General features: G+C 41.2%; 22 protein-coding genes, 2 tRNA genes and 1 pseudogene. 17 read left to right on the plus strand and 8 right to left on the minus strand.

The annotated features are described in order from the left end of the window. Entirely contained in the window at positions 1-2,406 is a 2,406-nt protein-coding gene (locus tag LKM37_01490; protein MCI1719693.1) for a patatin-like phospholipase family protein, read from the minus strand. Positions 2,407-2,606: 200 nt separating this feature from the next. Here LKM37_01490 and LKM37_01495 point away from each other — a divergent pair, with 200 nt between their 5' ends. From LKM37_01495 to LKM37_01510, 4 genes are all read left to right on the plus strand, one after another. After that, entirely contained in the window at positions 2,607-3,287 is a 681-nt protein-coding gene (locus tag LKM37_01495; protein MCI1719694.1) for a peptidylprolyl isomerase, read from the plus strand. Further along, complete coding sequence (locus LKM37_01500) at positions 3,284-3,886, plus strand: peptidylprolyl isomerase (GenBank protein ID MCI1719695.1); 603 nt, start codon at positions 3,284-3,286, stop codon at positions 3,884-3,886. The genes LKM37_01495 and LKM37_01500 overlap by 4 nt, the downstream gene beginning before the upstream one ends. A 335-nt stretch (positions 3,887-4,221) precedes the next feature. Then, entirely contained in the window at positions 4,222-4,851 is a 630-nt protein-coding gene (locus tag LKM37_01505) for a 30S ribosomal protein S16 (GenBank protein MCI1719696.1), read from the plus strand. Positions 4,852-4,857: 6 nt separating this feature from the next. Then, positions 4,858-5,481 carry a hypothetical protein gene (locus LKM37_01510; protein ID MCI1719697.1) on the plus strand — a complete coding sequence of 208 codons (624 nt, stop codon included), beginning with the start codon at positions 4,858-4,860 and terminating at the stop codon, positions 5,479-5,481. A 12-nt stretch (positions 5,482-5,493) separates the two neighbouring features. On the opposite strand, the gene def is transcribed toward LKM37_01510, so the two are convergent. Both def and ruvX read right to left on the minus strand, forming a co-directional pair. Then, the gene (gene def / locus LKM37_01515; protein MCI1719698.1) at positions 5,494-6,048 is read right to left on the minus strand and encodes a peptide deformylase; all 555 of its coding nucleotides are present in this window, start codon (positions 6,046-6,048) and stop codon (positions 5,494-5,496) included. Between the two features lie 40 nt (positions 6,049-6,088). Continuing rightward, a complete protein-coding gene (ruvX, locus tag LKM37_01520) occupies positions 6,089-6,520 on the minus strand; it encodes a Holliday junction resolvase RuvX (GenBank protein MCI1719699.1) in 432 nt (143 codons plus the stop codon). Positions 6,521-6,563: 43 nt separating this feature from the next. On the opposite strand from ruvX, the gene LKM37_01525 reads away from it, so the two are divergent. From LKM37_01525 to upp, 8 genes and pseudogenes are all read left to right on the plus strand, one after another. Continuing rightward, positions 6,564-7,076, plus strand: a complete 513-nt coding sequence (locus LKM37_01525) for a hypothetical protein (protein MCI1719700.1) — start codon at positions 6,564-6,566, stop codon at positions 7,074-7,076. Beyond that, positions 7,076-8,245, plus strand: coding sequence for a 1-deoxy-D-xylulose-5-phosphate reductoisomerase (locus LKM37_01530; GenBank protein MCI1719701.1), 1,170 nt, complete (start codon positions 7,076-7,078; stop codon positions 8,243-8,245). Before LKM37_01525 ends, LKM37_01530 begins: the two co-directional genes overlap by 1 nt. Positions 8,246-8,324: 79 nt before the next feature. Next, complete coding sequence (rseP, locus tag LKM37_01535) at positions 8,325-9,680, plus strand: RIP metalloprotease RseP (GenBank protein MCI1719702.1); 1,356 nt, start codon at positions 8,325-8,327, stop codon at positions 9,678-9,680. Positions 9,681-9,753: 73 nt separating this feature from the next. Further along, positions 9,754-10,755: a DUF4837 family protein gene (locus LKM37_01540; GenBank protein MCI1719703.1), complete on the plus strand. Its 1,002-nt coding sequence runs from the start codon at positions 9,754-9,756 to the stop codon at positions 10,753-10,755. 26 nt (positions 10,756-10,781) lie between these two features. Next, a tRNA-Glu gene (locus LKM37_01545) sits at positions 10,782-10,853 on the plus strand. Positions 10,854-10,880: 27 nt separating this feature from the next. Then, positions 10,881-11,132: pseudogene (gene rpsT, locus LKM37_01550) on the plus strand (30S ribosomal protein S20). Between the two features lie 249 nt (positions 11,133-11,381). Next, positions 11,382-12,071, plus strand: coding sequence for a DNA repair protein RadC (gene radC / locus LKM37_01555; GenBank protein ID MCI1719704.1), 690 nt, complete (start codon positions 11,382-11,384; stop codon positions 12,069-12,071). A 75-nt stretch (positions 12,072-12,146) separates the two neighbouring features. Further along, positions 12,147-12,809 (plus strand): uracil phosphoribosyltransferase, encoded by a 663-nt coding sequence (gene upp / locus LKM37_01560; GenBank protein ID MCI1719705.1) that lies wholly within the window; start codon positions 12,147-12,149, stop codon positions 12,807-12,809. 14 nt (positions 12,810-12,823) lie between these two features. Here upp and LKM37_01565 read toward each other — a convergent pair whose 3' ends face one another. Together LKM37_01565 and rpoN are read right to left on the minus strand one after the other, a co-directional pair. Then, positions 12,824-14,392, minus strand: coding sequence for an amidohydrolase (locus LKM37_01565; protein MCI1719706.1), 1,569 nt, complete (start codon positions 14,390-14,392; stop codon positions 12,824-12,826). A gap of 95 nt (positions 14,393-14,487) precedes the next feature. Beyond that, positions 14,488-15,927, minus strand: a complete 1,440-nt coding sequence (rpoN, locus tag LKM37_01570; protein MCI1719707.1) for an RNA polymerase factor sigma-54 — start codon at positions 15,925-15,927, stop codon at positions 14,488-14,490. A 122-nt stretch (positions 15,928-16,049) separates the two neighbouring features. On the opposite strand from rpoN, the gene LKM37_01575 reads away from it, so the two are divergent. Continuing rightward, positions 16,050-16,919: a glycerol acyltransferase gene (locus tag LKM37_01575; protein ID MCI1719708.1), complete on the plus strand. Its 870-nt coding sequence runs from the start codon at positions 16,050-16,052 to the stop codon at positions 16,917-16,919. Next, positions 16,891-17,913: a GNAT family N-acetyltransferase gene (locus LKM37_01580; GenBank protein ID MCI1719709.1), complete on the plus strand. Its 1,023-nt coding sequence runs from the start codon at positions 16,891-16,893 to the stop codon at positions 17,911-17,913. Before LKM37_01575 ends, LKM37_01580 begins: the two co-directional genes overlap by 29 nt. A gap of 16 nt (positions 17,914-17,929) precedes the next feature. On the opposite strand, the gene LKM37_01585 is transcribed toward LKM37_01580, so the two are convergent. Then, positions 17,930-18,484, minus strand: coding sequence for a hypothetical protein (locus tag LKM37_01585; GenBank protein ID MCI1719710.1), 555 nt, complete (start codon positions 18,482-18,484; stop codon positions 17,930-17,932). An 11-nt stretch (positions 18,485-18,495) separates the two neighbouring features. Continuing rightward, on the minus strand, positions 18,496-18,981 hold the full coding sequence (locus LKM37_01590; protein ID MCI1719711.1) for an LEA type 2 family protein: 486 nt from the start codon (positions 18,979-18,981) through the stop codon (positions 18,496-18,498). 41 nt (positions 18,982-19,022) lie between these two features. Here LKM37_01590 and miaB point away from each other — a divergent pair, with 41 nt between their 5' ends. From miaB to LKM37_01605, 3 genes are all read left to right on the plus strand, one after another. Further along, complete coding sequence (gene miaB / locus LKM37_01595; protein ID MCI1719712.1) at positions 19,023-20,573, plus strand: tRNA (N6-isopentenyl adenosine(37)-C2)-methylthiotransferase MiaB; 1,551 nt, start codon at positions 19,023-19,025, stop codon at positions 20,571-20,573. A 57-nt stretch (positions 20,574-20,630) separates the two neighbouring features. Continuing rightward, positions 20,631-21,029 (plus strand): OsmC family protein, encoded by a 399-nt coding sequence (locus tag LKM37_01600; protein MCI1719713.1) that lies wholly within the window; start codon positions 20,631-20,633, stop codon positions 21,027-21,029. Between the two features lie 118 nt (positions 21,030-21,147). Next, a tRNA-Leu gene (locus LKM37_01605) sits at positions 21,148-21,234 on the plus strand. 64 nt (positions 21,235-21,298) lie between these two features. On the opposite strand, the gene LKM37_01610 is transcribed toward LKM37_01605, so the two are convergent. Then, a complete protein-coding gene (locus LKM37_01610) occupies positions 21,299-23,668 on the minus strand; it encodes a sensor histidine kinase (GenBank protein ID MCI1719714.1) in 2,370 nt (789 codons plus the stop codon). Between the last annotated feature and the right edge of the window lie 23 nt (positions 23,669-23,691).

The raw sequence follows: 23,691 nt of genomic DNA on the forward strand, positions 1-23,691 counted from the left end.
TTAATCTTCAAGGGCCTTCTTGTTAAATATCAAAAAACCAATGTTCAGCTGCGGGTACCATTTATATGCCCCTCCTTTGCTGTAATATGCAGTGGACAATGAAACCGGTCCGATAGGAGACTGCCAAACAAGTGCAAAGTTAGCAATGAATCCTCCGCTTGGAAATTTCTTTGTGTATGTATATTCCCACCCGTTGTCAGCCCTTACAATTTGTTCATAAGGCCTGAAGTAGGCAATTTTTGTATGCAAATATAAAGACCTTGTAAACAAGAAGATAGGAGATATTCCCGCGCCGATAAAACTATTTGCTCTGTAATTTCCCATCATAATTGTAGTGGCATGAGGGATTGGCTCATAAGCAGGCATGAACATAAGAGCGCTGTAGAAATTGCTCATCTTGTTGCGATTGCTCAACACAACATCAAAATCATACCCAATTGAAAATGCTTTTGTAACGGAAAAATATCTCTCCGCCTTTAACCTCAAAGCCGCCATGTGATGGGTAATTCCGGATATTTCATAAGCAGAAGTATTGGTGTTTCCGGGTGTAAAAGACTCACGTCCATATATATAATGCAACCTTATGAATTCGTCGGCCCCTTCCGTAGGATACTGCAAAAAATTCAAAGTGCTTCTCTTGATTGTAACCATTGGAGAGATAATAAACACGCTGCCCCTGTCGGGAGTATCAGTGGAAGCCACATTATCTTTCTGATAAGAGCTCACATATCTTCTTCCTATTACAACTCCCCCCTGAGCCAAAAGATTTCTCTTAAAAGAGACCGGAGTAGCAACTCCGCCTTTAATAAATAACTCCTTGGCCTGCACATCTTTAGGAAGTTTATCCGCGGTAAATACATTTTGATTTCCGTTGTAATAATCAAACTGATGTCCAACTGCCTCCACATAATAAAAAGCCATTGGGTTTACTCCAACTTCCTGCCTCCATTTAATAGAACCGCCTTTGTAAAATTTTCCAAGATTCATATCCGCTTTTGCCCTCCATGGATTTGCAGAAAGATGAGAATATGAAAAGCCCAGATATCCCTGATTTAGAGAGGATGATGAGATGTTCCCTCCTATATATAAGCGCATCGGAGCACTTTTTGTCGCCCTAATTTTTAGAGTAAACAGAGAATCGTTCTCTCTAAACAACGGGTCCTTCTTATCATAAACAAAAGAGGGATAAAAAGTATTCACGGCGCCGCTTGCAATAATTCTATAATAGCCCCTCTTAAACTGGTCAAAGCTAATATCTTTCCCATTAGCCTCTTTTATCGTACGGTCTATAAAACTTCTCTCATGACGGTTTAAAGTTCCTGTAATTTCCACATTCTTGCTAAACCTAACCTCGCCACATTTCTCTCTGAATGCCAGACGGATAGAGTCAAGTTCCCGACGGGTTCTCTCCCTTGTGATACGCTCTTTTATCTGCGCAATATACGGCTGCGCCACCTCATAACCTTTAGAAGAAATCTCATCAACTTTTGCAAAATCCATAATGGCAAAAGGATACTGCCCTTTAATTACAATTCCCTGACTATCGGGAATATTATAATCACTATCATTCATCAACATCCCGCTCACAAGAGTGGTAACATTCTCCTCCTCAGGTTTTATGTTACCCACAACGCACTGAACTCCAATGATATAATCTGGATGAAAATAATCTCTCATCAGCTCCCATGGGAAATTATTATAAATGCCTCCGTCATAAAGAAGCGTGGAGTCAATCATTATAGGCTTAAAGTAAAGAGGATAAGTCATTGATGCTCTGACAGATGAACCAAGGTCTCCGTTCCTTGCAATATATGCCTGCTTCTTTTGAATATCAGAAGCCACGCAGAAAAACGGCACCATCAAAGAATCAAAATTATATTTGCATGCTTTGCACGGACTTGCAAATATCTGCATGACAGCCAAATCCATTGGGTAAGGAGAAACAAGGCTGGTTGGCAGCGTAAGCTTAAGCTTGCTTAGTTTTCTCCCGACAGAACTTCTTAAGCTATCCCCGGAAATTGTTTTTTTGCCCTCCTTCCTCTCCATTGCAACGGAAAGCATTGTGGGATCTGGAGAAGGCTTATAAAAATAACTGGCATAAGATTGCTCCGGCATTCCTTTGTACCAGCTCTCAAACTCTTTAGTCTTAAATAGATACAGCATTTCATCCGGGGTAAGGCCAATAGCATAAAGTCCCGCAACTATAGCCCCCATTGAGGTTCCGCAAATGTAATCTATCGGGATATTATTCTCCTCCAACGCCTTAAGCACTCCAACATGAGAAAGGCCTTTTGCCCCTCCTCCGCTCAGCACCACGCCAACGGTTGGTCTGTGTAATAATTTTCCGGCAGACGCGGCAGATGAAGAAAGATTTGAAGTTTTGCGCACTATAGTATCCCTTTGCATCTGTGCGGAAGCCGCAAAGCTGCATAGCAAGCATATTATAAGGACCAGACAGAACCTGCCAAAGCGCATATTACTCCATTTTAATATCACCGCTCAAAGTTATTAATTATATTTGTATGAGTGAATTTTTGCAGTAAATACCGTGCAAAAACAGACACAAATAACTCAGAATCCTACAATAAAAATAAATCAAAATAATTATGAAAAAAATAATTGGCATCATGCTAATCGGCGCAGCTCTTGTCGCGGGCTGCAAAGGCAAAAAAACTACAGAAATGACACAGGCACAAAAAGACTCTGCCGCACTTGCTGCACAGAAAGCTGCACAGCCGGACACGCTGGCATTTGACCCGGCAACACTTCCGGAAGAGCCGGAATTTGATATTGTAACAACAATGGGAACAATAAGAGTGAAACTTTATAAAGACACACCTCTGCATAGAGCCAACTTTGAGAAACTTACTTCACGGAGATATTATGACAACATTCTGTTCCACAGGGTAATAAGCAACTTCATGATTCAAACCGGAGACCCCGCAACAAAAGACCCCAACTCAGACAAATCAACTTGGGGACAAGGTGGTCCGGGCTATACAATACCTGCGGAAATCCTTCCAAATCACAAACATAAGAAGGGCGCCCTTGCTGCCGCAAGAAAGGGAGATACTGCAAATCCTAACAGAGAGTCCTCAGGTTCACAATTTTACATTGTTCAGAATGCTCAGCAATGCGCACAGCTAGATGGTCAATACACCGTATTTGGAGAGACTGTCAGCGGACTAGATGTAATAGATAAAATTGCTGCTGCTGCCACCGGTGACAAAGATTGCCCGCTTCAGCCAATAAAGATTTTGAGCATACTTCCTGTTAAAACAAAATGAAAAAGATAATTGGCATAATAGCAATTTGCGCGCTTGTTATAACCACATGCTTTGGCAACGCACAAGCGCGGGAAAAAACTAAAAAAGAGCCGGTCTTTGACATTGTCACAACAATGGGGACAATTAGGGTAAAGCTTTACAATGATACGCCTCTTCACAGAGACAATTTTGTAAAGCTTGTCAAAAGGCACTTTTTTGACAACATCCTGTTCCACAGGGTAATAAACGGATTTATGATTCAGGCTGGAGACCCTCAAACTAAGAATCACGATAGTGATTCAACAATGTGGGGCAATAATGACGCCGGTTACACGTTGCCTGCAGAGTTCCGTCCAAACCACACCCATATAAAAGGTGCTTTGGCTGCTGCAAGAGAGGGCGATAAAGAAAATCCTATGAAGGAATCCTCTAGCTCTCAGTTCTATATTGTCCAAAATCCGGAACATTGCAAACACTTGAATGGTTCCTACACCGTTTTTGGAGAGACTTTAAGTGGCCTGGATGTTGTAGATAAGATAGCGGCGGTCCCTACAAATAAGGCAGATTGCCCTATCACGCCGGTTAGAATAATAAAAATACGCCGAGTAAGAGGAAAATAGGCATAAAGTTTGGCCTATAAAAAATTGAGTTCGTCCATAAAAAAAGCCGTTTTGGTGATAAAAACCTCCTTTTAATAGCATCTCGATAGGTTTTTCAAATTGTGGCACGGACCTTGCAATAGAAAGAGACAAATAGTTTTTTCATAGGTTAAATTTTAGGTTTGAGAAATGGGTTGGAGTTCTTCCAACCCTTTTTTCATTTATACCGGTCAACAAGCAAAAAACTGTCGGGATTAAATAAATTGCTCATTTTAAGAAAAAAAGCATATCTTTGCGCACCTTTTCTCGAGCAGATAAGGAAGTTATAGAAATTATTAAATTTTAAACTCACAGTTATGTCTGTAAAAATTCGTTTATCACGTCATGGTAAAAAGGGATTTGCCTTTTTCCATATTTTAGTGACCGATTCTAGGGCTCCACGTGATAGTCGCTTTATTGAATTACTAGGTTCTTACAACCCTAATTCCAATCCTGCAACTATTGTCTTGGACAGCGAGAGAGCTCTTTATTGGTTAAATCAGGGTGCGCAGCCTAGCACAACTTGCAGAAGGATATTGTCTTACAAAGGCGTCCTTTTGAAGAAACATCTACAGGAAGGCGTTGCAAAGAAGGCTCTTACTCAGGAGCAAGCCGATGCTAAATTTAACGCATGGGTATCTGAGAAGGATGCTAAAGTTGCAAAGAAAGTTGAGTCTATAAAGACCAACAATGAGAGTGCAAAGAAGAATGCCGCAGCAGCAGAGAACAAAGTAAATGTTGCACGTGCAGAGGTACTTGCAAAGAAGAAAGCAGAGGCTGAAGCTGCAAAAGCAAAGGCAGAGGCTGAAAAGGCCGAGGCTGAGAAGAAAGCAGCTGAAGATGCTAAGGCAGCAGCAGAGAAATCTGCAGAAGCCGCTCCTAAGGCAGAAGAGCCAAAGGCAGAGGCCCCAAAAGCTGAAGCGCCTAAAGCAGAGGAAAAGAAGTAATTACGTATGCGCTCAGCGGACAGCATAAAGCTTACGCCTGTTGCACAAATTGTAAAAACTTATGATTCAACAGGAGAGGTTCTAATAAGAATCAATGCTCCTGAATTTGAAGACAAACTAATTACTTTTGAAGAAAACAATTCTGCTGAAAGAGCTACAGAGAGTATTTCCAAAGAAGTATACTTTAAGGAACCGGTGTTCATTCATTTTGAAGAACTGCCGGTTCCTTTTTTTATCACCTCCGCCACACAGCGCAGCGGCAACGCATGGATTATAAAGTTCTCGACAGTCCGTGACGGTGCTCATGCCCAGGAACTTGTGGGGAATGATATCTTTATAGAAGACCCCAGCTCTGCTAAAGAGGATTCAACTGATGCGTCCGGCGACAGCACCTCAGAAGGCGCAGAGGAAGACAATCAAATATCTGATGTTGAACAGCTTATTGGCTTCAAGCTGCTGGATGAAGACGGCACAGAAAAAGGCGTCATCACAAGTTTCTATGAGTTCACCGCCAATATCTGCCTGGAAATCAACAATTCCACAATGGTTCCCCTGCATGAAGACCTTATCATCTCCATCTCTAAAAAGGACAAAACCATCGCGATGAAAATCCCAAAAGGATTATTTTAAAAAACGCTATTCCTAAAAATTTCCTTTGACTTTATAGCGCGGAGAGAATTTGCCAATCTGAATATTGTGCAATTTGCCGGCAATGAGCTTCTTGCGGATTGGAGTAACATGGTCTATGAACATGTGACCATCTAGATGATCCAGTTCATGCTGCACCATGCGGCAGCCAAAACCGGTAAAAGTTTCCGTTACCTCTTTGAGATTTTCATTTGTATACTTGACTTTAATTGAGGCCGGACGGGTAACATCACAATGAATGTCCGGAACGCTTAGGCAGCCCTCTGAATATTCAACAGTATCTGAACTCTCCTCCAAAATCTCCGGGTTAATAAGGTATCTCTTAAAATCTTTCAGCTCAGGAAAATCTTCCGTCATATCTGAACCGTCAACAACCACAATTCTCCAGGATTTTCCAACCTGAGGTGCTGCAAGCCCCACACCGTCAGCCTTTTTCATTGTCTCATACATATCCTGCAGAAACTGCTGAAGACCTTCCATTTTTAAATCAATTGGTTTTGCCACTTCTCTCAAAACCTTTGAGCCATATACATATATAGGTAATATCATCTTTGTAACTATTTAAATTCAATTCTATTGCTAAAGACATTTATTTTTTGCCGGCAGCATGCTTATTAGCATCTATGTAACTCTGCAAAATAATTGCCGCACTTATTTTATCAGCCGCGCCCTTCTCTCTGCGGTCGCTTTTTTTCACTCCTCCGGCTATCATTGCCTGCTGAGCGAGTGTTGTTGTAAATCTCTCATCCTCAAGTGAAATAGGTATTTCAGGAAAAACCCGGCTGAGATTTTTTAAAAAGGCATCCACATATTGCGCACACTCTGCAGGCTTGTTATTCAAGTTCTTAGGATATCCAACGACAAATCTGCACACTTTCTCTTTTTGTGCATAATTTTTGAGATATTCAATTAACTTTGCAGAAGCTACGGTTTCCAGAGGAGACGCAAAAATACACAGCGGGTCTGTGACTGCAACGCCAACCCTCTTTTTGCCATAGTCTATGCCAATTATCCTATCCATCCGCAACAATTTTGCGGGGCAAAGTTAATTGATTTTTAGTTTTATGCCAAAGCAAAAAAAACTACATAAGAACAAGCTATCCAATAAGTTCCGCTTTTCTATCTTTAATGATACTTCTCATGAGGAGCTGTTTGCCTTCCGCGCCAACGGCAGAATGTTTATTTTGACCGCCGTTTTGGTTGTTATTTTTTTGATTGTCGTTGTCTCTTTAATTATTTCATATACCCCTATCAAACAGCTTATTCCGGGATATCCTTCTGCGGAGAGCAGACGTGAACTTGTGCGCAATGCCATAAGGTTGGATTCATTGCAAAATGAGGTTAATATGTGGAAGGGAGAACTTACTAACATTCAAAGAATTGCAACAGGACAGGAACCTGTTCCGGTAGAAGGCACGGATGAAGAGCAGGCTGCAACAGATTCAGCAAGTTCCTCATTAAGAGCCGCCTACGCAAAAGACGAGGAGAGATTGAAACAAGAGGTAAGCAAACAGGAAGCCAACAAGAAGAAAGCAGACGCCGCCCAGAACAAGGCGTTAAAACATTCCATCAAGTAATGACATTAAAAAGACATATCGCTATACTAGGCTCCACGGGTTCTATTGGTACTCAGGCACTTGATGTTATTGACCGTCATCCCGACAGATTTGAAGTTGAGCTGCTTACGGCAAACAATAACAGCAAATTGCTGATTGAACAAGCCAAAAAATTCAAGCCTAATTCAGTTGTAATCTGCAATAAGAATCTCTATGAGGAAGTTCATAAAGAGCTAGATCCTCTTGACATTAAAGTATTTGCAGGTATTGATTCTGCGGGGGAGCTGGCAGGCGGGAGCAACGTGGACATTGTGCTTGCGGCAATGGTCGGCTTCAGCGGACTTGCCCCTACAATGGCGGCAATGAAGAAGGGAAAGGTAATCGCCCTAGCCAATAAAGAGACTTTGGTTGCAGCCGGCTCAATAATAAGCAAGCTGTCGGGAGAATGCAATAGCCCCATAATACCTGTAGACTCAGAGCATTCCGCAATTTTCCAATGCCTGCAGGGAGAGAAAACTCAAGTGGAAAAACTTTTGCTGACTGCAAGCGGAGGACCATTCAGGGAGTTGAAACAAGAAGATTTTAAGAATATTACAAAGGAGCAGGCGCTTAATCATCCAAACTGGCACATGGGGGCTAAAGTCACAATTGACTCAGCTACAATGATGAACAAAGGTTTGGAAATGATGGAGGCCTCCTGGCTGTTTAATATGCCGGCGGAAAAGATTGAGATTGTAGTGCATCCGCAATCCATAATCCACTCAATGGTACAGTTTTGCGACGGCAGCATAAAAGCGCAAATTGGCGCTCCCGACATGAGAGTGCCAATCCAATATGCGCTTTCTTATCCGGAAAGAATTTCACTTAACACGCGGAGAATCAGCTTTGCAGAGCTAAAGCAGCTTACATTTGCCGCACCAGACCTGACAAAATTCCCGTGTATCTCCTTGGCTTACAGCGCATACAAAAAAGGAGGCAATATGCCGTGCGCAATGAACGGAGCAAATGAAATTGCCGTTAATGCATTCCTTAATGAAAAAATTAAATTTATAGATATTCCAAAAATCATAGAGGGAACAATGGAAAAGTGTACATTTGTCCCCGCTCCTGAAATAGAGGATATTTACGCAACGGACACGGAGGCAAAAAAGATTGCCGGAGAGTTGTGCGGAGAAAAGCTAAAAGCGTGATTAAAAATACTTAAAGCAAGATTAAAGGTGCTAAGAGCGTGATTAAGAGTGCTTAAAGCATAATTATTAAAGAGATTTTATGGTAATTTTTTTAAAGGTAATACAAGTTATTCTATCGCTGAGCCTTCTGGTTCTGATTCATGAATTTGGTCATTTCATCTTTGCAAGAATTTTCAAAATTCGGGTGGACAAATTTTATCTTTTCTTTGACGCAGGATTTGCGTTATTTAGATGGAAGCCCAAAAACTCTGATACTGAATACGGTATAGGATGGCTGCCGCTTGGCGGATACTGCAAAATTGCGGGAATGATAGATGAATCCATGGATAAAGACCAGCTGAAAAGCGAGCCTAAGCCGTGGGAGTTCCGCGCGCATCCGGCATGGCAGAGATTCTGGGTTTTGTTTGGAGGCGTCTTCTTTAATTTCCTTTTGGCGATTTTAATTTACGCCGGAATACTTTTTACTTGGGGAGAGGAATACATTAAGACAAAGGACGTTACAACCGGAGTAGCTGTAAATGACCTGGGAAGGGAAATGGGGTTCCGCAACGGAGATAAAATTGTAGCTTTTGATGGGGTCCCGACAGATAATTTTGCAAATCTGCGCGCAGATTTGATTCACCGCCAGGCAACAGAAGCAACCGTTGTAAGAGGAGATAAAAAAGTCACAGTCAATATAGACCCCGATTATATTCCGGCAATTCTGAATTCGCCTGATTTATTTGAATATGGGATTCCGTTTATTGTTGGAAACATACCTGACACATCTCAAAATATTCATAGCGGGCTTAAGGTCGGAGACATGATTATTGCAGTAGATAGTGCTAAAACTCAGATGTTTACAGATGTAAAAGAATATCTGGAAAAGCACAAGGGAGATACTGTAAAAGCCACTGTTGTAAGAAATATTGCTGAAGCAAAGAATACGATTGTGCCTGCGGAAACGCTTCAAATTCCGCTTGCTGTAAACAAGAGAGGTGCCATTTGCGTTAATCTTGGCGGGGATGTAACTAAGTATTACAAGGTTACAAAGAAGACATATTCTCTGGTCAGCTCCGTTCCCGCCGCATTCAGCAAAGCAAGCACAGGCATCAGCAATTACTGGAAAGAGCTTAAGCTGATTTTTACTCCAAAGACAGAAGCATATAAATCTGTCGGGAGCTTTATAGCTATAGGTCAGATATTTCCAGGGTACTGGGACTGGCATGCCTTCTGGAGCATTACCGCATTTTTGTCAATTATGCTTGCCGTACTTAACATTTTGCCTATCCCCGCGCTTGATGGCGGACACATATTATTTACTTTCTATGAGATAGTTACGGGGCGCAAGCCAAGCGATAAGTTCTTAATGGCGGCACAAGTTGTGGGAATGGTGCTGCTGATTGCATTGATGGTCTTGGCGTTCGGCAATGACATTGCCAGGCTGTTCAGATAAATAAATTTACAATTTGGTGACATAAATGTCTCCATATAATTTTTAAATTTGGAAAAATTAAAAAACTCTGTTTATGAACAAGGTTAAACTTATAATAATGACTATTGCAGCCGCTATTATTTGCAGCTGCGGGGACAATGGGATGCACCTGAAAAAGACCATCACCGGAAAGGCAGGAGAGATTGTAGTTGTAGTTGATAAGGCAAACTGGGAGGCTGAACCGGGCACCGCTGTAAGAAATTTGCTTGCCGCAGATTATCCTATGCTTCCGCAGAAAGAGCCTTCATTTAACCTTGTAAACATCCAAAAATCTTCATTTACAGACCTTTTCCAAAGTCACAGAAACATTATCATCTTGGATATTAATTCCGGACTTAAAGAGAATCAGATACAGTTGAGGAATGATATATGGGCAACTCCGCAAATTGTAATTTATGTGCACGCACGTTCTAGCGTTGAATGCGCTGATTTGATAAATAAAAATGCAGAGTTAATTTACAATGCCATAGACCAGGCGGAAAGAGACAGAATTATCAGGAACTCAAAGAGATATGAGGAGACAAGCATAAGAAAGGCGGTAGCTGAAAAGTTTGGAGGTTCACCCTATTTTCCTAACGGATATTCTATTAAAAAAGCCACTGATAATTTCATGTGGATTTCCTATGAAACCACATACATCAATCAATATTTCTTAATCTATAAGCTGCCGTTTGACGGGAAGGCATTTCCTAGTCTTGATAGCCTGATGAGCAAAGAGAACCTGGTACTTAAGAAAAATGTGCCGGGGCCTCAGGATAACAGCTATATGATTATTGCACCTGAAAAAACACCGGTTCTTAACTGGTATAAATACAAGAATGAAAGCTTTGCGGAGATGAGAGGATTGTGGGAAGTAGAGAATGACTTTATGGGAGGTCCGTTTGTAGAGCATATCTTCTACACAAAGGACGGAAAGAATTTGCTTGTAGTAATGGGCTTTGTATACGCACCGCGCTACAACAAAAGAAATTATCTGCGTCAGGTAGAGGCAATTATTTACTCCTTTGACTGGCAGGAAAATTTCCAGAATAAATAAATTCTTTTTACCTTTGCCGCCCTTATGGTCAGTTCGTCTAATGGTTAGGACACAAGATTTTCATTCTTGCAATACGAGTTCGATTCTCGTACTGACTACTGTAAGATATTAAAAAAGACAATATTATGGCAAATCACGCATCTGCAGACAAGCGCACAAGACAAGATGTTAAGCGCAATGAGCATAATCATTATTATGCAAAAACAACCCGCAACGCCATCAAGGCTTTAAGGGACACAACTGATAAGAAAGCTGCTGAAGAACAGCTTCCTAAGGTAAACGCAATGCTAGACAAACTGGCAAAGACAAATATTATCCACAAGAATAAGGCTTCTAACCTTAAGAGCGGACTTGCAAAGCACGTTAGCGGCTTAGGCAAAGAGGCTCCTAAAGAGGCCCCTGCAAAAAAGGCTCCTGCTAAAAAAGTTGCAGAGAAAAAGGCCGCAGAGAAGAAACCTGCTGAGAAATAAGGTATAAAAATAAATTTGCTCTGTTGAGCGAAAATATTTCTTATTCCGGATTTTTATAGAGGATAAATTTACCCTTTTGTAGTCTGATTTTTAGAAACTTCCCAATCTTTGGGAAGTTTTTTTTATTCACGGAAAACAACTTTAAAAATCAGAGTTATGACAGAAAATCTAACAATTACAAAATGGGATGAGAGCGAGAGGCCAAGAGAAAAATTTCTGGCAAAGGGCGGAGAAAATCTTAGCATTGCGGAGTTAATCGCGATAGTTATAAGGTCTGGGAGCAGAAGTGAAAATGCAGTAGACCTTGCAAGGAAAATCTTAAACGCTGCAGATAATAATCTTAACGTACTGCGCAAGTTCACTTTTGAAGACTACAGAAAATTTGGAGGAATGGGACAAGGTAAGGCCCTGGCTATGATGGCTTTATTTGAAATTGCAAAGAGGATGGCAGTAGAGCAGGCGCCACCTATCACCCAAATCTATTCATCTGAGAGCGCGGCAAAATTAATGAGCCCGCTGCTAAAAGATCTCAACCATGAAGAGTGCTGGATATTATATCTTAATCGCGGCAACAGAATGATTGCCAAGGAGAAACTTACAAGCGGGGGAGTAAGTTCCACTGTGCTGGATGTGAAAATGATTATTAAAAATGCCATGGCAAAACTCTCAAATTCCATCATCCTTGTACACAACCATCCTAGCGGCAGCAAAATGCCGGGAGACCAAGACAAGCTTCAGACAAGAAGGCTTAAAACAGCGGCTGAAATGTGCGACATTTCCCTTTTAGACCATATTATTATTGCTGGAGACCAATATTACTCATTCGCAGACGATGGCTGCATTTGAATGGTTAAAAAAATAGTTAACTTTACACCGCGTTAAAGTGATTTCAACCTTACTATAACTTAATACCTATCCGCTATGAAAATTGTCAATCTAGGAGAAGAGAACACCATTGTTAATCAGTATTTATCAGAAATCAGAGACAAGGTTGCTCAGAAAAACAGGATGCAATTCCGCAATAATCTTGAGAGAATTGGAGAGTGCGTTGCCTATGAGATTGGCAAAACATTACAGTACAAAGAGAAGGATATTACAACGCCTCTTGGAATTGCGCAGTGCAAGGTTCTTGATAGTCAGCTTGTTGTAGCATCAATAATGAGAGCGGGGCTTCCGCTTCATAACGGAATATTAAAAGTTTTGGATACTGCCGATAATGCATTTATTGCCGCCTTCCGCAAATATGGAAAAGACAACAAATTCTCTATTCATGCAGACTATACCAGTTGCCCGCCTATGGAGGGAAAGACTTTAATTCTTGCAGATTGCATGCTGGCCACAGGTTCTTCCATAATGTTAGCTTATAATCAGTTATGTGAGAATGGAGAGCCGGAGTACACACATATAGTAACAGTCGTAGCAAGCAAGGCCGCAGTTGCAAACTTATCCAAGCAGCTGCCTCATAAAAAAGTTACGCTTTGGGTAGGAGCTGTAGATGAAGAACTTACAAACAAGGCATACATAATCCCGGGCCTTGGTGACGCCGGGGATTTAGCATACGGAGAGAAAAAAGAGATTATTTAAGGGGGCAAAAAGTTTTAAAAAACCTTTTTGCCATTTAACCATGTGCCTGTGACTTTTGTTGCAGGCACTTGTTTTTCAGGTACTTTCATAAAGTCTTTATCCGTCGTAACAAAGTCCGCCTCTTTGCCCGGCACAATGCTCCCCTTTATCTTATCTTCAAAAGTAGACTTTGCACCCCAAATTGTCATGGAGCTAAGCGCCTCCTCTTTGGTCAGTGCATTTTCCATTTGGAATCCTCCCTCCGGCCTGAAATCCAAGTTCTTGCGGTAAACGGCCGCAAAGAAAGTATAAATAGGATTTACGCTCTCTATAGGAAAATCTGTTCCGGCAGGAATCCAGCCCAGCTGATTAAGAAGATCCTGATATCTGTACCCCTCTCTAATCCTCTCTCCCAATCTCTCTTTTGCCCACATCATATCTGATGTACAATGAGTTGGCTGAACAGACGGGATTATTGAATACTCTTTGAATTTGTTAATATCCTTATCATCAATAATTTGCGCATGCTCAATTCTCCAGCCAAGATTATTCTTCCCCTTAAGAATACTTGCATAAACATCCAGCGCCTGTCTATTTGCCTTATCTCCAATGCAATGCGTTGCAACACGGAATCCGTGCTCATGGCACCAATTACAATACTTAATGTAATCTGCTAAAGGATAATACTCTAGCCCGCTATTTGCCGGGTCATCACTATAAGGAGCAAGCAGCAATGCACCTCTGGAACCAAGCGCACCGTCTCTGTAAAGTTTAAAGGTCCCGACAGTTAAGTTCTTGTGTTTGAAAGGCTTTGTGATGTTCTTAAAGTTCTCTTCAGTTGGAAGAGGCCATGCATCAATTTTTAGGGTAAGCTGTTTTTTCTTAACAAGAGAATCCATAAGCATAATTGTAGGATACTCATCCTCAGCATCGCACACAGAGGTAAGACCATTCTTAAAGCACTCTGCCTGAGCGTTTAACATAATCTCCTCCAAATCTTTGCGGGAATATTTTGCCACCTTGTCTTTGAATTCAACACACAAATTCTCCATAAAAATTCCGGTAAACTTTCCGTTTACTATCTGCGCCTCTTTAAGATTTAAATTAGCATCATCGGGTTTTAGTCCCAGCTCGTCTATGGCCGCTTGGTTTGCCACAACTGCGTGGAAATCAATACGTGACAGCACAACAGGAATTTTGGGAAAAGCTGCATTCAGCTTCTCATTCGTAGGAAATTTTTTACCCGGCCACAGCCCCTGGTCCCATCCGCTTCCAATAATAAATTTTCTGTCGGGATGCTGAGCATAAAATTCCTGCAATCTCCCAATCACCTCATCAAAAGATTTTGAACCGCGCAAATCACAGTACCACAAATCTTTGCCCATTTCAAACAAATGGCAGTGCGCGTCATTAAAACCGGGATAAACAGCACCGCCCTTAAAATCAATCATGTGCCTGGATTTATAAGCGCCAAGTATGGACTTATTGTCCCCGACAGCTAAGAATTTTCCGTCATCTACTGCAAAGGCCTCAGCCTTGTCAAAAGATGAATCAACGGTATAAATGGTTCCGTTATAGCCAATTAAATCAACAGATTGTTTCATACTGCAAGAATATAATAGAAAGAATGTAAGCGCGGCAGCTGCAAAAACCCCGACGCTTCTAAAATTAATAGGGAATCTCATTTGTAATAATTGCTTTATAACTCCTTGCGCAGACGTGCAATAGGAATGTCCAATTGTTCACGGTATTTTGCCACCGTTCTTCTTGCAACAAGATATCCTTTGGACTTTAGAACTTCTACAAGCTCTTCATCTGTAAGAGGTTTTGTTTTATTTTCAGATTCAACGCTTTGCTGAAGTATTTTTTTAATCTCTCTTGTAGAAACTTCCTCTCCGCTCTCCGTCATTAAACCTTCTGAGAAGAAATACTTAAGAGGTATTATTCCAAAAGATGTCTGAATATATTTGCAATTTACCACTCTGGAAATTGTAGAGATATCCAATCCCGTTTTCTCCGCTATATTCTTAAGAACCATTGGTTTAAGCTTGGTCTCATCTCCATCCGCAAAATAATCCTTCTGGAACTCAACTATAGCATTCATCGTATTTTGCAAAGTATTTTGTCTCTGCTTTATGGCCTCTATAAACCACTTTGCGCTATCTAATTTTTGTTTTACAAAACTTGCAGCCTCTTTCCCCTCTCTGTTGCTTCTATCGGCAGCTTTTGAAAGCAAGTCTGCATAACGTTTATTCACACGCAGTTCCGGCACATTAAACTTGGGCAGGGTAACGGATAATTTCCCGTCATTGTTTTCTAAAACAAAATCTGGAACAACTTGCTGAGCCTGCTCAACATAAGAATCATCTATCTGGCCGCCGGGACGCGGATTAAGTTTAACTATCTCGCCAATAGCGTCTTTCAAATCATCCTGCGTTATCCCCATCTTAGAGATAATCTTTGGATAATGCTTCTTTGTAAACTCTTCAAAAAAATCTTTGAGAATGGTCTGAGCATTTTCAACCGCCGGAGTTCTCTCCTCTCTTGCCTGAATTTGCAAAAGCAAACACTCTCTTAAATCTCTAGCTCCAACACCCACAGGGTCAAACTCTTGTATAGTTCCGGTTAAAATTTTTTCAATCTCCGCAGGAGTAGTTTCTATATTAAGACGCAAAGCGATATCGTCTGACAAAGCATCAGGAGTCCTGCGCAAATACCCGTCATCATCCAGCATGCCGATAATAAAGACGGCAATCTGTCTCTGCCTCTCATCCATGTGCCTGTATCCAAGCTGCTGAACCAAAGATTGTTGGAAACTCTCTTTAACAGAAAAAGTATTGTATTGCGGCTTCTCATCTTTGCCGCGGTTATTCACATAAAGCTTATAACCGGGAGTATCATCTCCGTTGTACTCAGAGAGAGAAACCTGCTTGGGCTTTTGCTCCTCAGATGCATCATCCTGGGAATCATCATCATTGCTGCTCTCCGCAGGACCGTCATCCAAAACAGGATTCTCCTCAATCTCTTTTTTTATCCTTTGCTCCAGCTCAATAGAGGGAAGCTCCAGAAGTTTAATTGTCTGGATTTGAAGCGGTGAGAGCCGCTGCTGCATTTTTTGCTGTAGCCCCTGTTTTAGCATATCACAAAGATACTATTTTTGTTTTAATTTTGCCTCCCGATAGGGAGTGCCATGCAAGCTCAAAGAGCATTGGCCGCACAGGAAAAAAGCATAGGCGCCGCAGCACAAACTGCACAAGAAAAATGGATGCAATTCAGATAGACATAAAAAAAGTGGTAGCAAACAAAAATGAAAAACTTGCACGCAAGCTTCCATCCTTTGTCTACTCCATTATTGCAAAAATAGTTCACCTTAAAGAGATAAATGAAATTTTAAAAGAGTGCAACGGACTAAGCGGGGCTGATTTTGCGGGAGGTGCACTTAAATATTTAAATGTCAAGGGAATAATAAGATACGCAGACCGGGCGGAGGAGACGTTTAACTGTCGTGAAAAGGAAAAAGAGAATAAAAATTTTAAATATGTTTTTGTCTCCAATCACCCCCTTGGAGGACTGGACGGTTTAATTTTAATTAGCGAGCTTACAAAGAGATTTGGTCCTGCAAAATTTATTGTGAATGATTTTTTATACAACATTCCGCCGCTAAAAGACATCTTTATTCCGGTGAACAAAATGGGAAAAACTTCCCGGGCAAATTTGGAAAATATAAAAAAGGCATACGCAGATAATTACAATTTGTGCAATTTCCCCGCGGGCCTGTGTTCCAGACTAATAAACGGAGATATTAAGGATACGGAGTGGCATAAAAATTTTGTCGGGGAAGCCGTTGAGAGCGGAAGAGATATTGTTCCCGTTTTTTTTAGCGGAAGAAATTCAAAGGCATTCTATAGGCTTGCAAAAATCAGAAAATTTCTGGGGATAAAATTCAATGTAGAGATGATGTTTTTGCCTCATGAATTGTTCAGACAAAAGGGGGCGGAGTTTAGCATGGTCATTGGAAATCCCATAAGTCCGCAGGAGATAAAAGAATCGGAAATGAATGCTCAGCAATGGTGCAATATAATTAGGGGTAAAGTTTATGAATATGGAAGCAGTTATTCAGCCAGTAGATAGAGAGCTGATAAAGAATGAGTTAACAGAAGATAAATTTGTACGCAAAACCCGTACGGGAGGGAACTTGCTGTATGAGGTTACGGCGGAGAATTCCCCCAATGTTATGAGGGAAATTGGCCGGCTGCGTGAAATTTCTTTCCGCCTTGGAGGAGGAGGAACGGGGAAATCCATGGACATTGACCCGTTTGACACTGACCCTTATAATGCTTATAACCAGCTAATTGTATGGGACCCGGAAGACAAGGAAATTCTTGGCGGGTACAGGTATATAATGTGCGGCGGACTCCCGATAGAGAAACTTGCAACTGCTGAGCTATACAACTTTTCTGAGAAATTTCAGAAAGAATATATGCCGTGGACAATAGAGCTGGGACGCTCTTTCATCCAGCCTAACTATCAGAGTACCAATTTAAAACGCAAAAGCGTTTTTGCATTGGATAACTTGTGGGACGGACTTGGAGCTCTGGTTTTGAAGTATGACAATATCAAATTCCTCTTTGGCAAAGTAACCATGTATACCTCCTATAACCAGAGAGCGAGAAATATTCTGCTTAACTTTTTAAATAAATATTTTCCTGACCCGGATAACATGGTAACATCCAAGGAGCCGCTGGATTGCAATACTCATGATCCCTACATTAATTCTCTTTTTGAGGGACTCCAATACAAGGACGGATATAAAGTTCTGGTTAAAGAGATTAAAAATAACGGAGAGCATATACCTCCGCTTATTAATTCATACATGAAACTTTCTCCATCCATGAAAGTATTTGGAAGTGCTATTAATCACGGCTTTGGAGATGTAGAAGAGACGGGTATTCTAATCAACATTCAAGATATTTATCCTGAAAAAATCACCCGTCACATAATGCCTCTTATTGAGTGGGGACAAAAGCATGCTCCAAAATGGTGGAAGGATAAACTTCCGTTGAAAAAAGCAAAGAAAAAGAGTGAGGAGGGAGACTCCGGACACTTTAGCGTTCACATTCACTAACAGGCGCTTGCAGTAATTAAAACTGGCACCAATTTATTCTGTCCTTGATGATTTTAGCGCGCGGAAAACGCCCGCTGATTTCATAATATAACTTTAGCGCATCAGTCTTTGTCCTGTAATCTCCAACAGTGACTTTAAAGAAAGGATTTGCATAGCTTCTATAAATTCCAAGCCCCGGATAAGAGTCCTTAAACTGAGATGCAATTGATTCTGATTCTCCCCTGGCACTCTGCGCATTGCTGCTAAAAACAATTATTCTGTACCCGGTCTTTGCCCTGTCGGGATTAGACTTAACATAACTCTCAAAAGCCGCCTTAACAGAGGCATCCTGGTGCAAAACTACCACTCCGCCAGCAACAGCTTCCCCATTGCCTCCGGTCTCAATGCTCCTGCCGGAACCAAAAGATGAATTTCTCTTTAGCAAATCAAAAACGGAAACACCTACAAGAGATGAATCTACAGGTGAAACAACGGCAGCAGAATCGGCAGTCATATAATCATTGTTATATCCCTGAGCTACAGCATTTAATGACAACAGGCAAATCAACGCCAAAAAGATAAATCTTTTCATAATACATCTATTTAATTTGAGCGCACCTTAACCCTCTCCAGCACTTTATCCAGCGGAACATTTTTGCGCACAAAAGGAATTCTCAATCCGCCCTTTCTCACAATAGCGTGCACGTCCATCATAAAATCCTTTTTATTCCAGCTCTTTACATTAAGCCCCATGGCCAGCACAGACAGCGGATCATCCAAATTAATCTCTATTGTAAGAGGAATCCTGGTCTTAAGGCGCGGCTGTATGGCAACCGGGTCCACTAAATTATAGTGGGCAAATTTTACACCATCCTTGTAAAGCAAACCATCTATATCCGTAACATTAAACGTGCCGCCGGTAGGATTATCCACATAAGCGGCCAGATTAATTTGGGCGCAGGTTGCAGATTTAAGCTTAAAGCCCGTAATTGAAATATCTTCCAGTACAATTTTCCTATAATCTGCGCAACCGGAGACAATTAATGCAATTGCCGCAACGCAAAACACTATTTTTAATAACTTCTTCATTATCCGCAAAGTTAAAAAACTTATCTTTGCAAGGAACAATTATGAATATCTATTTAGAAACATACGGGTGCCAGATGAACGTCAGCGACAGCGAGGTTGCTATCTCTATTTTGCATGGTGCGGGATATGAGCAGTGCAAGGAAATTGCCGACGCAGATGTGATTCTTGTAAATACTTGTTCTGTAAGAGATAACGCAGAGCAGAGGGTGCTGGGAAGATTGGACGTTTTTTTACAGGAAAAGAAGAAAAGGAAACAAAAAGCTAAAAGTCTTAAAGGTCCCGACAGCTTTACCCCTCAGGGTCCTATTGTCGGCGTCCTTGGCTGCATGGCGCAGAGAGTAAAAGAGAAATTGCTGGAAAATCCTGCAGTTGACTTTGTTGCAGGGCCTGATGCCTACAGGAATCTTCCAGGGATAATAAATACAATTATTAAAACCGGAGAAAAAATTTCCGCAACAAACCTATCGCCTGAGGAGACTTATGCAGACATAAACCCCGTAAGAACTGACACAAACGGAGTAAGCGCATTCATCTCTATAACAAGAGGATGCAACAATATGTGTTCTTATTGCATTGTTCCGTTTACGCGCGGCAGAGAGAGAAGCAGAGACCCCAAAAGTATTGTACATGAAGCTGAAGAGCTTATAAAGCAGGGTTATAAAGAGATTACTCTTTTAGGGCAGAATGTAGATTCTTATCTATGGTCAAACCCGGATGACCCTACGGATACTACAAATTTTTATCAGCTGCTGGAACTGGTTGCGCTGCTAGATCCGAAGTTGCGCGTACGCTTCCAAACCAATCATCCTAAGGATATTAGAAAGGGTCTGCTTTATACAATGGCAATGTATCCAAACATCTGCAACCACATTCATCTGCCCGTCCAAAGCGGAAGCAATGTTATGCTGCAAAAGATGAACAGGAAATACACCAGGGAGGATTATTTGCAAAAGATTGCGGACATAAGAGAGATTCTTCCTGACTGCGCAATCACGACAGATGTAATAGCAGGATTCTGCTCAGAAACAGAGGAAGATCACAAACAAACGCTCTCCTTGATTAAAGAGGTTGGCTTTGACGGAGCATTCATGTTTCAATACTCCCAAAGGCCTAATACACTGGCTGCAAAGAAGTTTAAAGATGATGTCCCTGTTGCTGAAAAGACAAGGAGGCTAAATGAAATTATAGAACTCCAGAGTTCGCTCTCTCTGGAATCAAACAAAAAAAATGTTGGGGAAGTGTTTGAGGTCTTGGTGGAGGGATTCTCCAAACGTTCTGATAAACAGATGACAGGACGTACGCAGCAAAACAAGATGTGTGTCTTTGATGTACCTCAGCCTGCGGCCAGCAGCAAAAAAGGAACCGCAGCAAGCATCAACCCCGGGGATTACGTAGATGTAAAAATCACAAGCTGCACAAGCGCCACTCTAATTGGGGAAATGGTGCAAAAACCTAAAAAACAACATATAGCAGAGACTGTTTATGATGATATTTTGGAGATAAGAGATTCCTTGAGAGAACTTAGAGAAAAGTTTGAGAAGGATTTTCTGGAGAGCAAAAAAGAGAACAAAAAGAAACAGGATAAAAAATAGAGAAACCAAACACTAAATAGAAGGAAAAATAGAAAGGAGGATTTATATATGACTAAAATGAAAACTGTATATAAGGGTAACCTAAGAAGTGAAGTCACCCATGAACTATCGGGAGCCAAAATATTTACAGACGCCCCTCTGGACAACCACGGCAAAGGGGAGAGTTTTTCCCCTACTGATTTGCTGGCCAGTGCATTAGGATGCTGCATGCTCACCATTATGGGCATTTCCGCACAGAGCTACGGCTTTAACATAGACGGTACGACCATTGAGACTGAGAAGATTATGGGAACGGCACCTAGACGCGTTGTCGAACTCAAATTAAATATCACGTTTCCAAAAGGGAATAATTATACAGACCAGCAGAAGCGTCTAATTGAATCTGCGGCAAGAACTTGCCCCGTTGCAAACAGCATAAACCCGGAGATTAAAAAGAGCATAACATTTAATTATTAGCCAATTACGGACTAAATAATAAAAAGTGAGATTTTAAAAAAGGGAGGTTTGAAAAATCCTCCCTTTTTTTATTACCTTTGCACCCTGTTTGAGACGTCCGTGCTCCGCACGGTTAAATGCCCAGGTGGCGGAATTGGTAGACGCGCTGGTCTCAAACACCAGTGGAGTTAAATCTGTGCCGGTTCGACCCCGGCCCTGGGTACCACAGAAAAACCCTTATAATCAAACGATTATAAGGGTTAATTTTTTATATAATAAGTTTTATATCCTTATTGTTTAGGCAAAATGAACCAGAACGTAGAGCCCTTGCCAACCTCCGAATCCACACCCATCTGGCCGTTGTAGTGTTTTACAATCTGCATGCAGATGGAAAGTCCTAAGCCTGTACCTTCCACATAGTTATCCAGCTTTACAAATCTGTCAAATATCTTTTGCTTCTGGTCATCAGGAATTCCCCTTCCGGTATCCTCAACAAAACAGCGGACGTCTTTTTCTCTCTCCGTAAAGCCAATTTTAATATGTCCCTGGTTAGTAAATTTAACAGCATTAACCATCAGATTTGTAAATAGTTCCCTCAACCGTGCAGGATCAGAAATCATCTTGCAGGTCTCCTTTGGAATATCCAGCTGCAGCTCAATATTTTTATCTACAAACCTTCCCGTCTTAGCTTTAGCATCCAAAGAAAATTCTCCGTAGAAAGCAGAAACAAGCTCATTCAAATCCACATCCTCGCTAACAAAATCCAGCGTGCCGGCCTCTATCTTGGAAAGACTTAAAATATCATTTACTAGATTAAGAAGCTGCTTTGTATTGGATTGAATAATGCTTTTGTACATCTTCTTGTCATCAGGCGTAATATCCTCATCCATCAGCAATTCCGCAAAGCCGTTGATGGCATTCAAAGGAGTTCTGATTTCATGGCTGACATTTGCAATAAACTGGCTCTTCATCTTATCAGCGGACTCGGCAGCAGACTTTGCAAGCCTAAGTTCTGCCGTTTGCGCCTCTCTTTCAGTTACATCCTCTACTCTAATAACAGTACCAAGATATTCTTTGCTGTCGGGATTATAAATAGAGTTGTAATACATCTGATAAGTGCGGGCCTCTTTGTGTATTATCTCCCTGGAAGTGTGCGAACCGTCAAAAGAGTGAGTTAAAATTGGACAATTGGTATCACACTTAATATTCCTCTTTTTCAAATCATAACATTTGGTTCCTATCCGCCATTCCGCAAAATCCTCCATTCCCTTTATTGTGCTGCAATTCTCCCAAATTATATTATGATCTATATCAATAAAAATCAGACCCTCACCTATGTTATCCAAAATCAGCTTGTTATCTCTGTGAGAAACTTGCAGGGAGGTATTAAGCTTCTCTGTTTTATAAAGCAAAGTAAGGATGAAAATAAATGCAATAAGAAAGACAGCAAGCGCAACTGCAATTAAATCAACCCATTTGCGATAACGCTCCGGCAAATAGTTTACCTCATTTATGAATTTTGCTCCGCTGCCAACTATTCTCTTATCCAGATTATATTTTGCAAAAGCCTGAGCATCATACTGTACCGTATTTGGAATATGGTCAAAATAAATTCCCGGTTCTGAATAACTTCCGTTCAAAACCTTAATCAAATTTTCTGCAATGTCTCTCCCCTGATTCCTGTACTTTGGGAAACATCCTCCTAAAGCCCACTGTCCCATGCCAATAGAAGACAATGAGAAAACAGGAATTTTTTTATTTGCGGCAACCAGCGTATAAACAGCCGTCGGCAGATAATAAGATTCGTTCTTGTCCACGCGCCACGTTCCAAGCATCATGACGCTGTTACTTGGTGTTAATGAGGAAATTGCATTCTCCATCTCCAGCACGTCCTTATTTCTGCCGTCCAGCAAAATCAGGTGCAAATCACCGTGAGACTCAAAAACTTTCTTCACGTGCGCCTGCATTGCAACTCCTCCAAAAGTATTATCGGTTACCAGCGCAAAATTTGTGGCATTAGGATAAAGCAGTTTTATCAGCTCTATATTACGCTCAATATCATAGTTATATATGACTCCCGACAGGACATTATCCCTTTTCTTTAAGTCAGTAAGATAGATAGGGTCTGGCGCCCATGTGGCAAGGTTTGTTCCGGCTGCCGGAAGAGGAATACTGTTTGAGCTAATCATGGAGCAGACAATAGGCACTCTCTTTATCTTGTCACTAGTTTGAGACAAATATGTTGCCCACGCCTCCTGTCCAAGAAGCACAACAGCAGACACGGCTAAATTACCATCCGCACCTGTATACTTATTTAGAATTCTGTCAAATCTCTTCTGATATTCAAACACCTCACCAAAGTTTTTGCAGTTCATGTTCTCTATAACAAGAGGGTTCTTAATCTTGAGAGAATCAATGATTTGCTTACAAGTTAAAAGCGTGTTTGTAACGGAGCTTGTCTCCGGATTATAAGAAGAAATAATTAAAACAGGCAGATTGCTATTTGCTACGTGGTCATTACCATAAGCTGGTTCATCTTTGGAGTTTGCATCCGTAGCTGTGCTCTGCGCAGCCGCTGTAAAAGAGAAGAATAAAAATAGAGCAAGAAGCACGGAAAATAATCCCGATAGCCTCTTGCCGTATTTTATTCTTAATCTCATTTTAACGTGTGATATTTACTGAC

It is taken from the genome of Bacteroidales bacterium, assembly GCA_022647615.1.
GTDB lineage: Bacteria > Bacteroidota > Bacteroidia > Bacteroidales > UBA932 > Egerieousia.

Excerpts from the sequence above, each read along its gene's own strand:
- LKM37_01510 (MCI1719697.1), top strand. The coding sequence starts at position 4,858 with ATGCGCTCAGCGGACAGCATAAAGCTTACGCCTGTTGCACAAATTGTA.
- LKM37_01525 (MCI1719700.1), top strand. The coding sequence starts at position 6,564 with ATGCCAAAGCAAAAAAAACTACATAAGAACAAGCTATCCAATAAGTTC.
- LKM37_01580 (MCI1719709.1), top strand. The coding sequence starts at position 16,891 with ATGGAAGCAGTTATTCAGCCAGTAGATAGAGAGCTGATAAAGAATGAG.
- LKM37_01505 (MCI1719696.1), top strand. The coding sequence starts at position 4,222 with ATGTCTGTAAAAATTCGTTTATCACGTCATGGTAAAAAGGGATTTGCC.
- miaB (MCI1719712.1), top strand. The coding sequence starts at position 19,023 with ATGAATATCTATTTAGAAACATACGGGTGCCAGATGAACGTCAGCGAC.
- ruvX (MCI1719699.1), bottom strand. The coding sequence starts at position 6,520 with ATGGATAGGATAATTGGCATAGACTATGGCAAAAAGAGGGTTGGCGTT.
- radC (MCI1719704.1), top strand. The coding sequence starts at position 11,382 with ATGACAGAAAATCTAACAATTACAAAATGGGATGAGAGCGAGAGGCCA.
- LKM37_01565 (MCI1719706.1), bottom strand. The coding sequence starts at position 14,392 with ATGAAACAATCTGTTGATTTAATTGGCTATAACGGAACCATTTATACC.
- LKM37_01590 (MCI1719711.1), bottom strand. The coding sequence starts at position 18,981 with ATGAAGAAGTTATTAAAAATAGTGTTTTGCGTTGCGGCAATTGCATTA.
- LKM37_01530 (MCI1719701.1), top strand. The coding sequence starts at position 7,076 with ATGACATTAAAAAGACATATCGCTATACTAGGCTCCACGGGTTCTATT.
- rpoN (MCI1719707.1), bottom strand. The coding sequence starts at position 15,927 with ATGCTAAAACAGGGGCTACAGCAAAAAATGCAGCAGCGGCTCTCACCG.
- LKM37_01575 (MCI1719708.1), top strand. The coding sequence starts at position 16,050 with ATGGATGCAATTCAGATAGACATAAAAAAAGTGGTAGCAAACAAAAAT.
- LKM37_01540 (MCI1719703.1), top strand. The coding sequence starts at position 9,754 with ATGAACAAGGTTAAACTTATAATAATGACTATTGCAGCCGCTATTATT.
- LKM37_01495 (MCI1719694.1), top strand. The coding sequence starts at position 2,607 with ATGAAAAAAATAATTGGCATCATGCTAATCGGCGCAGCTCTTGTCGCG.
- rseP (MCI1719702.1), top strand. The coding sequence starts at position 8,325 with ATGGTAATTTTTTTAAAGGTAATACAAGTTATTCTATCGCTGAGCCTT.
- def (MCI1719698.1), bottom strand. The coding sequence starts at position 6,048 with ATGATATTACCTATATATGTATATGGCTCAAAGGTTTTGAGAGAAGTG.
- LKM37_01600 (MCI1719713.1), top strand. The coding sequence starts at position 20,631 with ATGAAAACTGTATATAAGGGTAACCTAAGAAGTGAAGTCACCCATGAA.
- LKM37_01500 (MCI1719695.1), top strand. The coding sequence starts at position 3,284 with ATGAAAAAGATAATTGGCATAATAGCAATTTGCGCGCTTGTTATAACC.
- LKM37_01610 (MCI1719714.1), bottom strand. The coding sequence starts at position 23,668 with ATGAGATTAAGAATAAAATACGGCAAGAGGCTATCGGGATTATTTTCC.
- upp (MCI1719705.1), top strand. The coding sequence starts at position 12,147 with ATGAAAATTGTCAATCTAGGAGAAGAGAACACCATTGTTAATCAGTAT.
- LKM37_01490 (MCI1719693.1), bottom strand. The coding sequence starts at position 2,406 with ATGCAAAGGGATACTATAGTGCGCAAAACTTCAAATCTTTCTTCATCT.
- LKM37_01585 (MCI1719710.1), bottom strand. The coding sequence starts at position 18,484 with ATGAAAAGATTTATCTTTTTGGCGTTGATTTGCCTGTTGTCATTAAAT.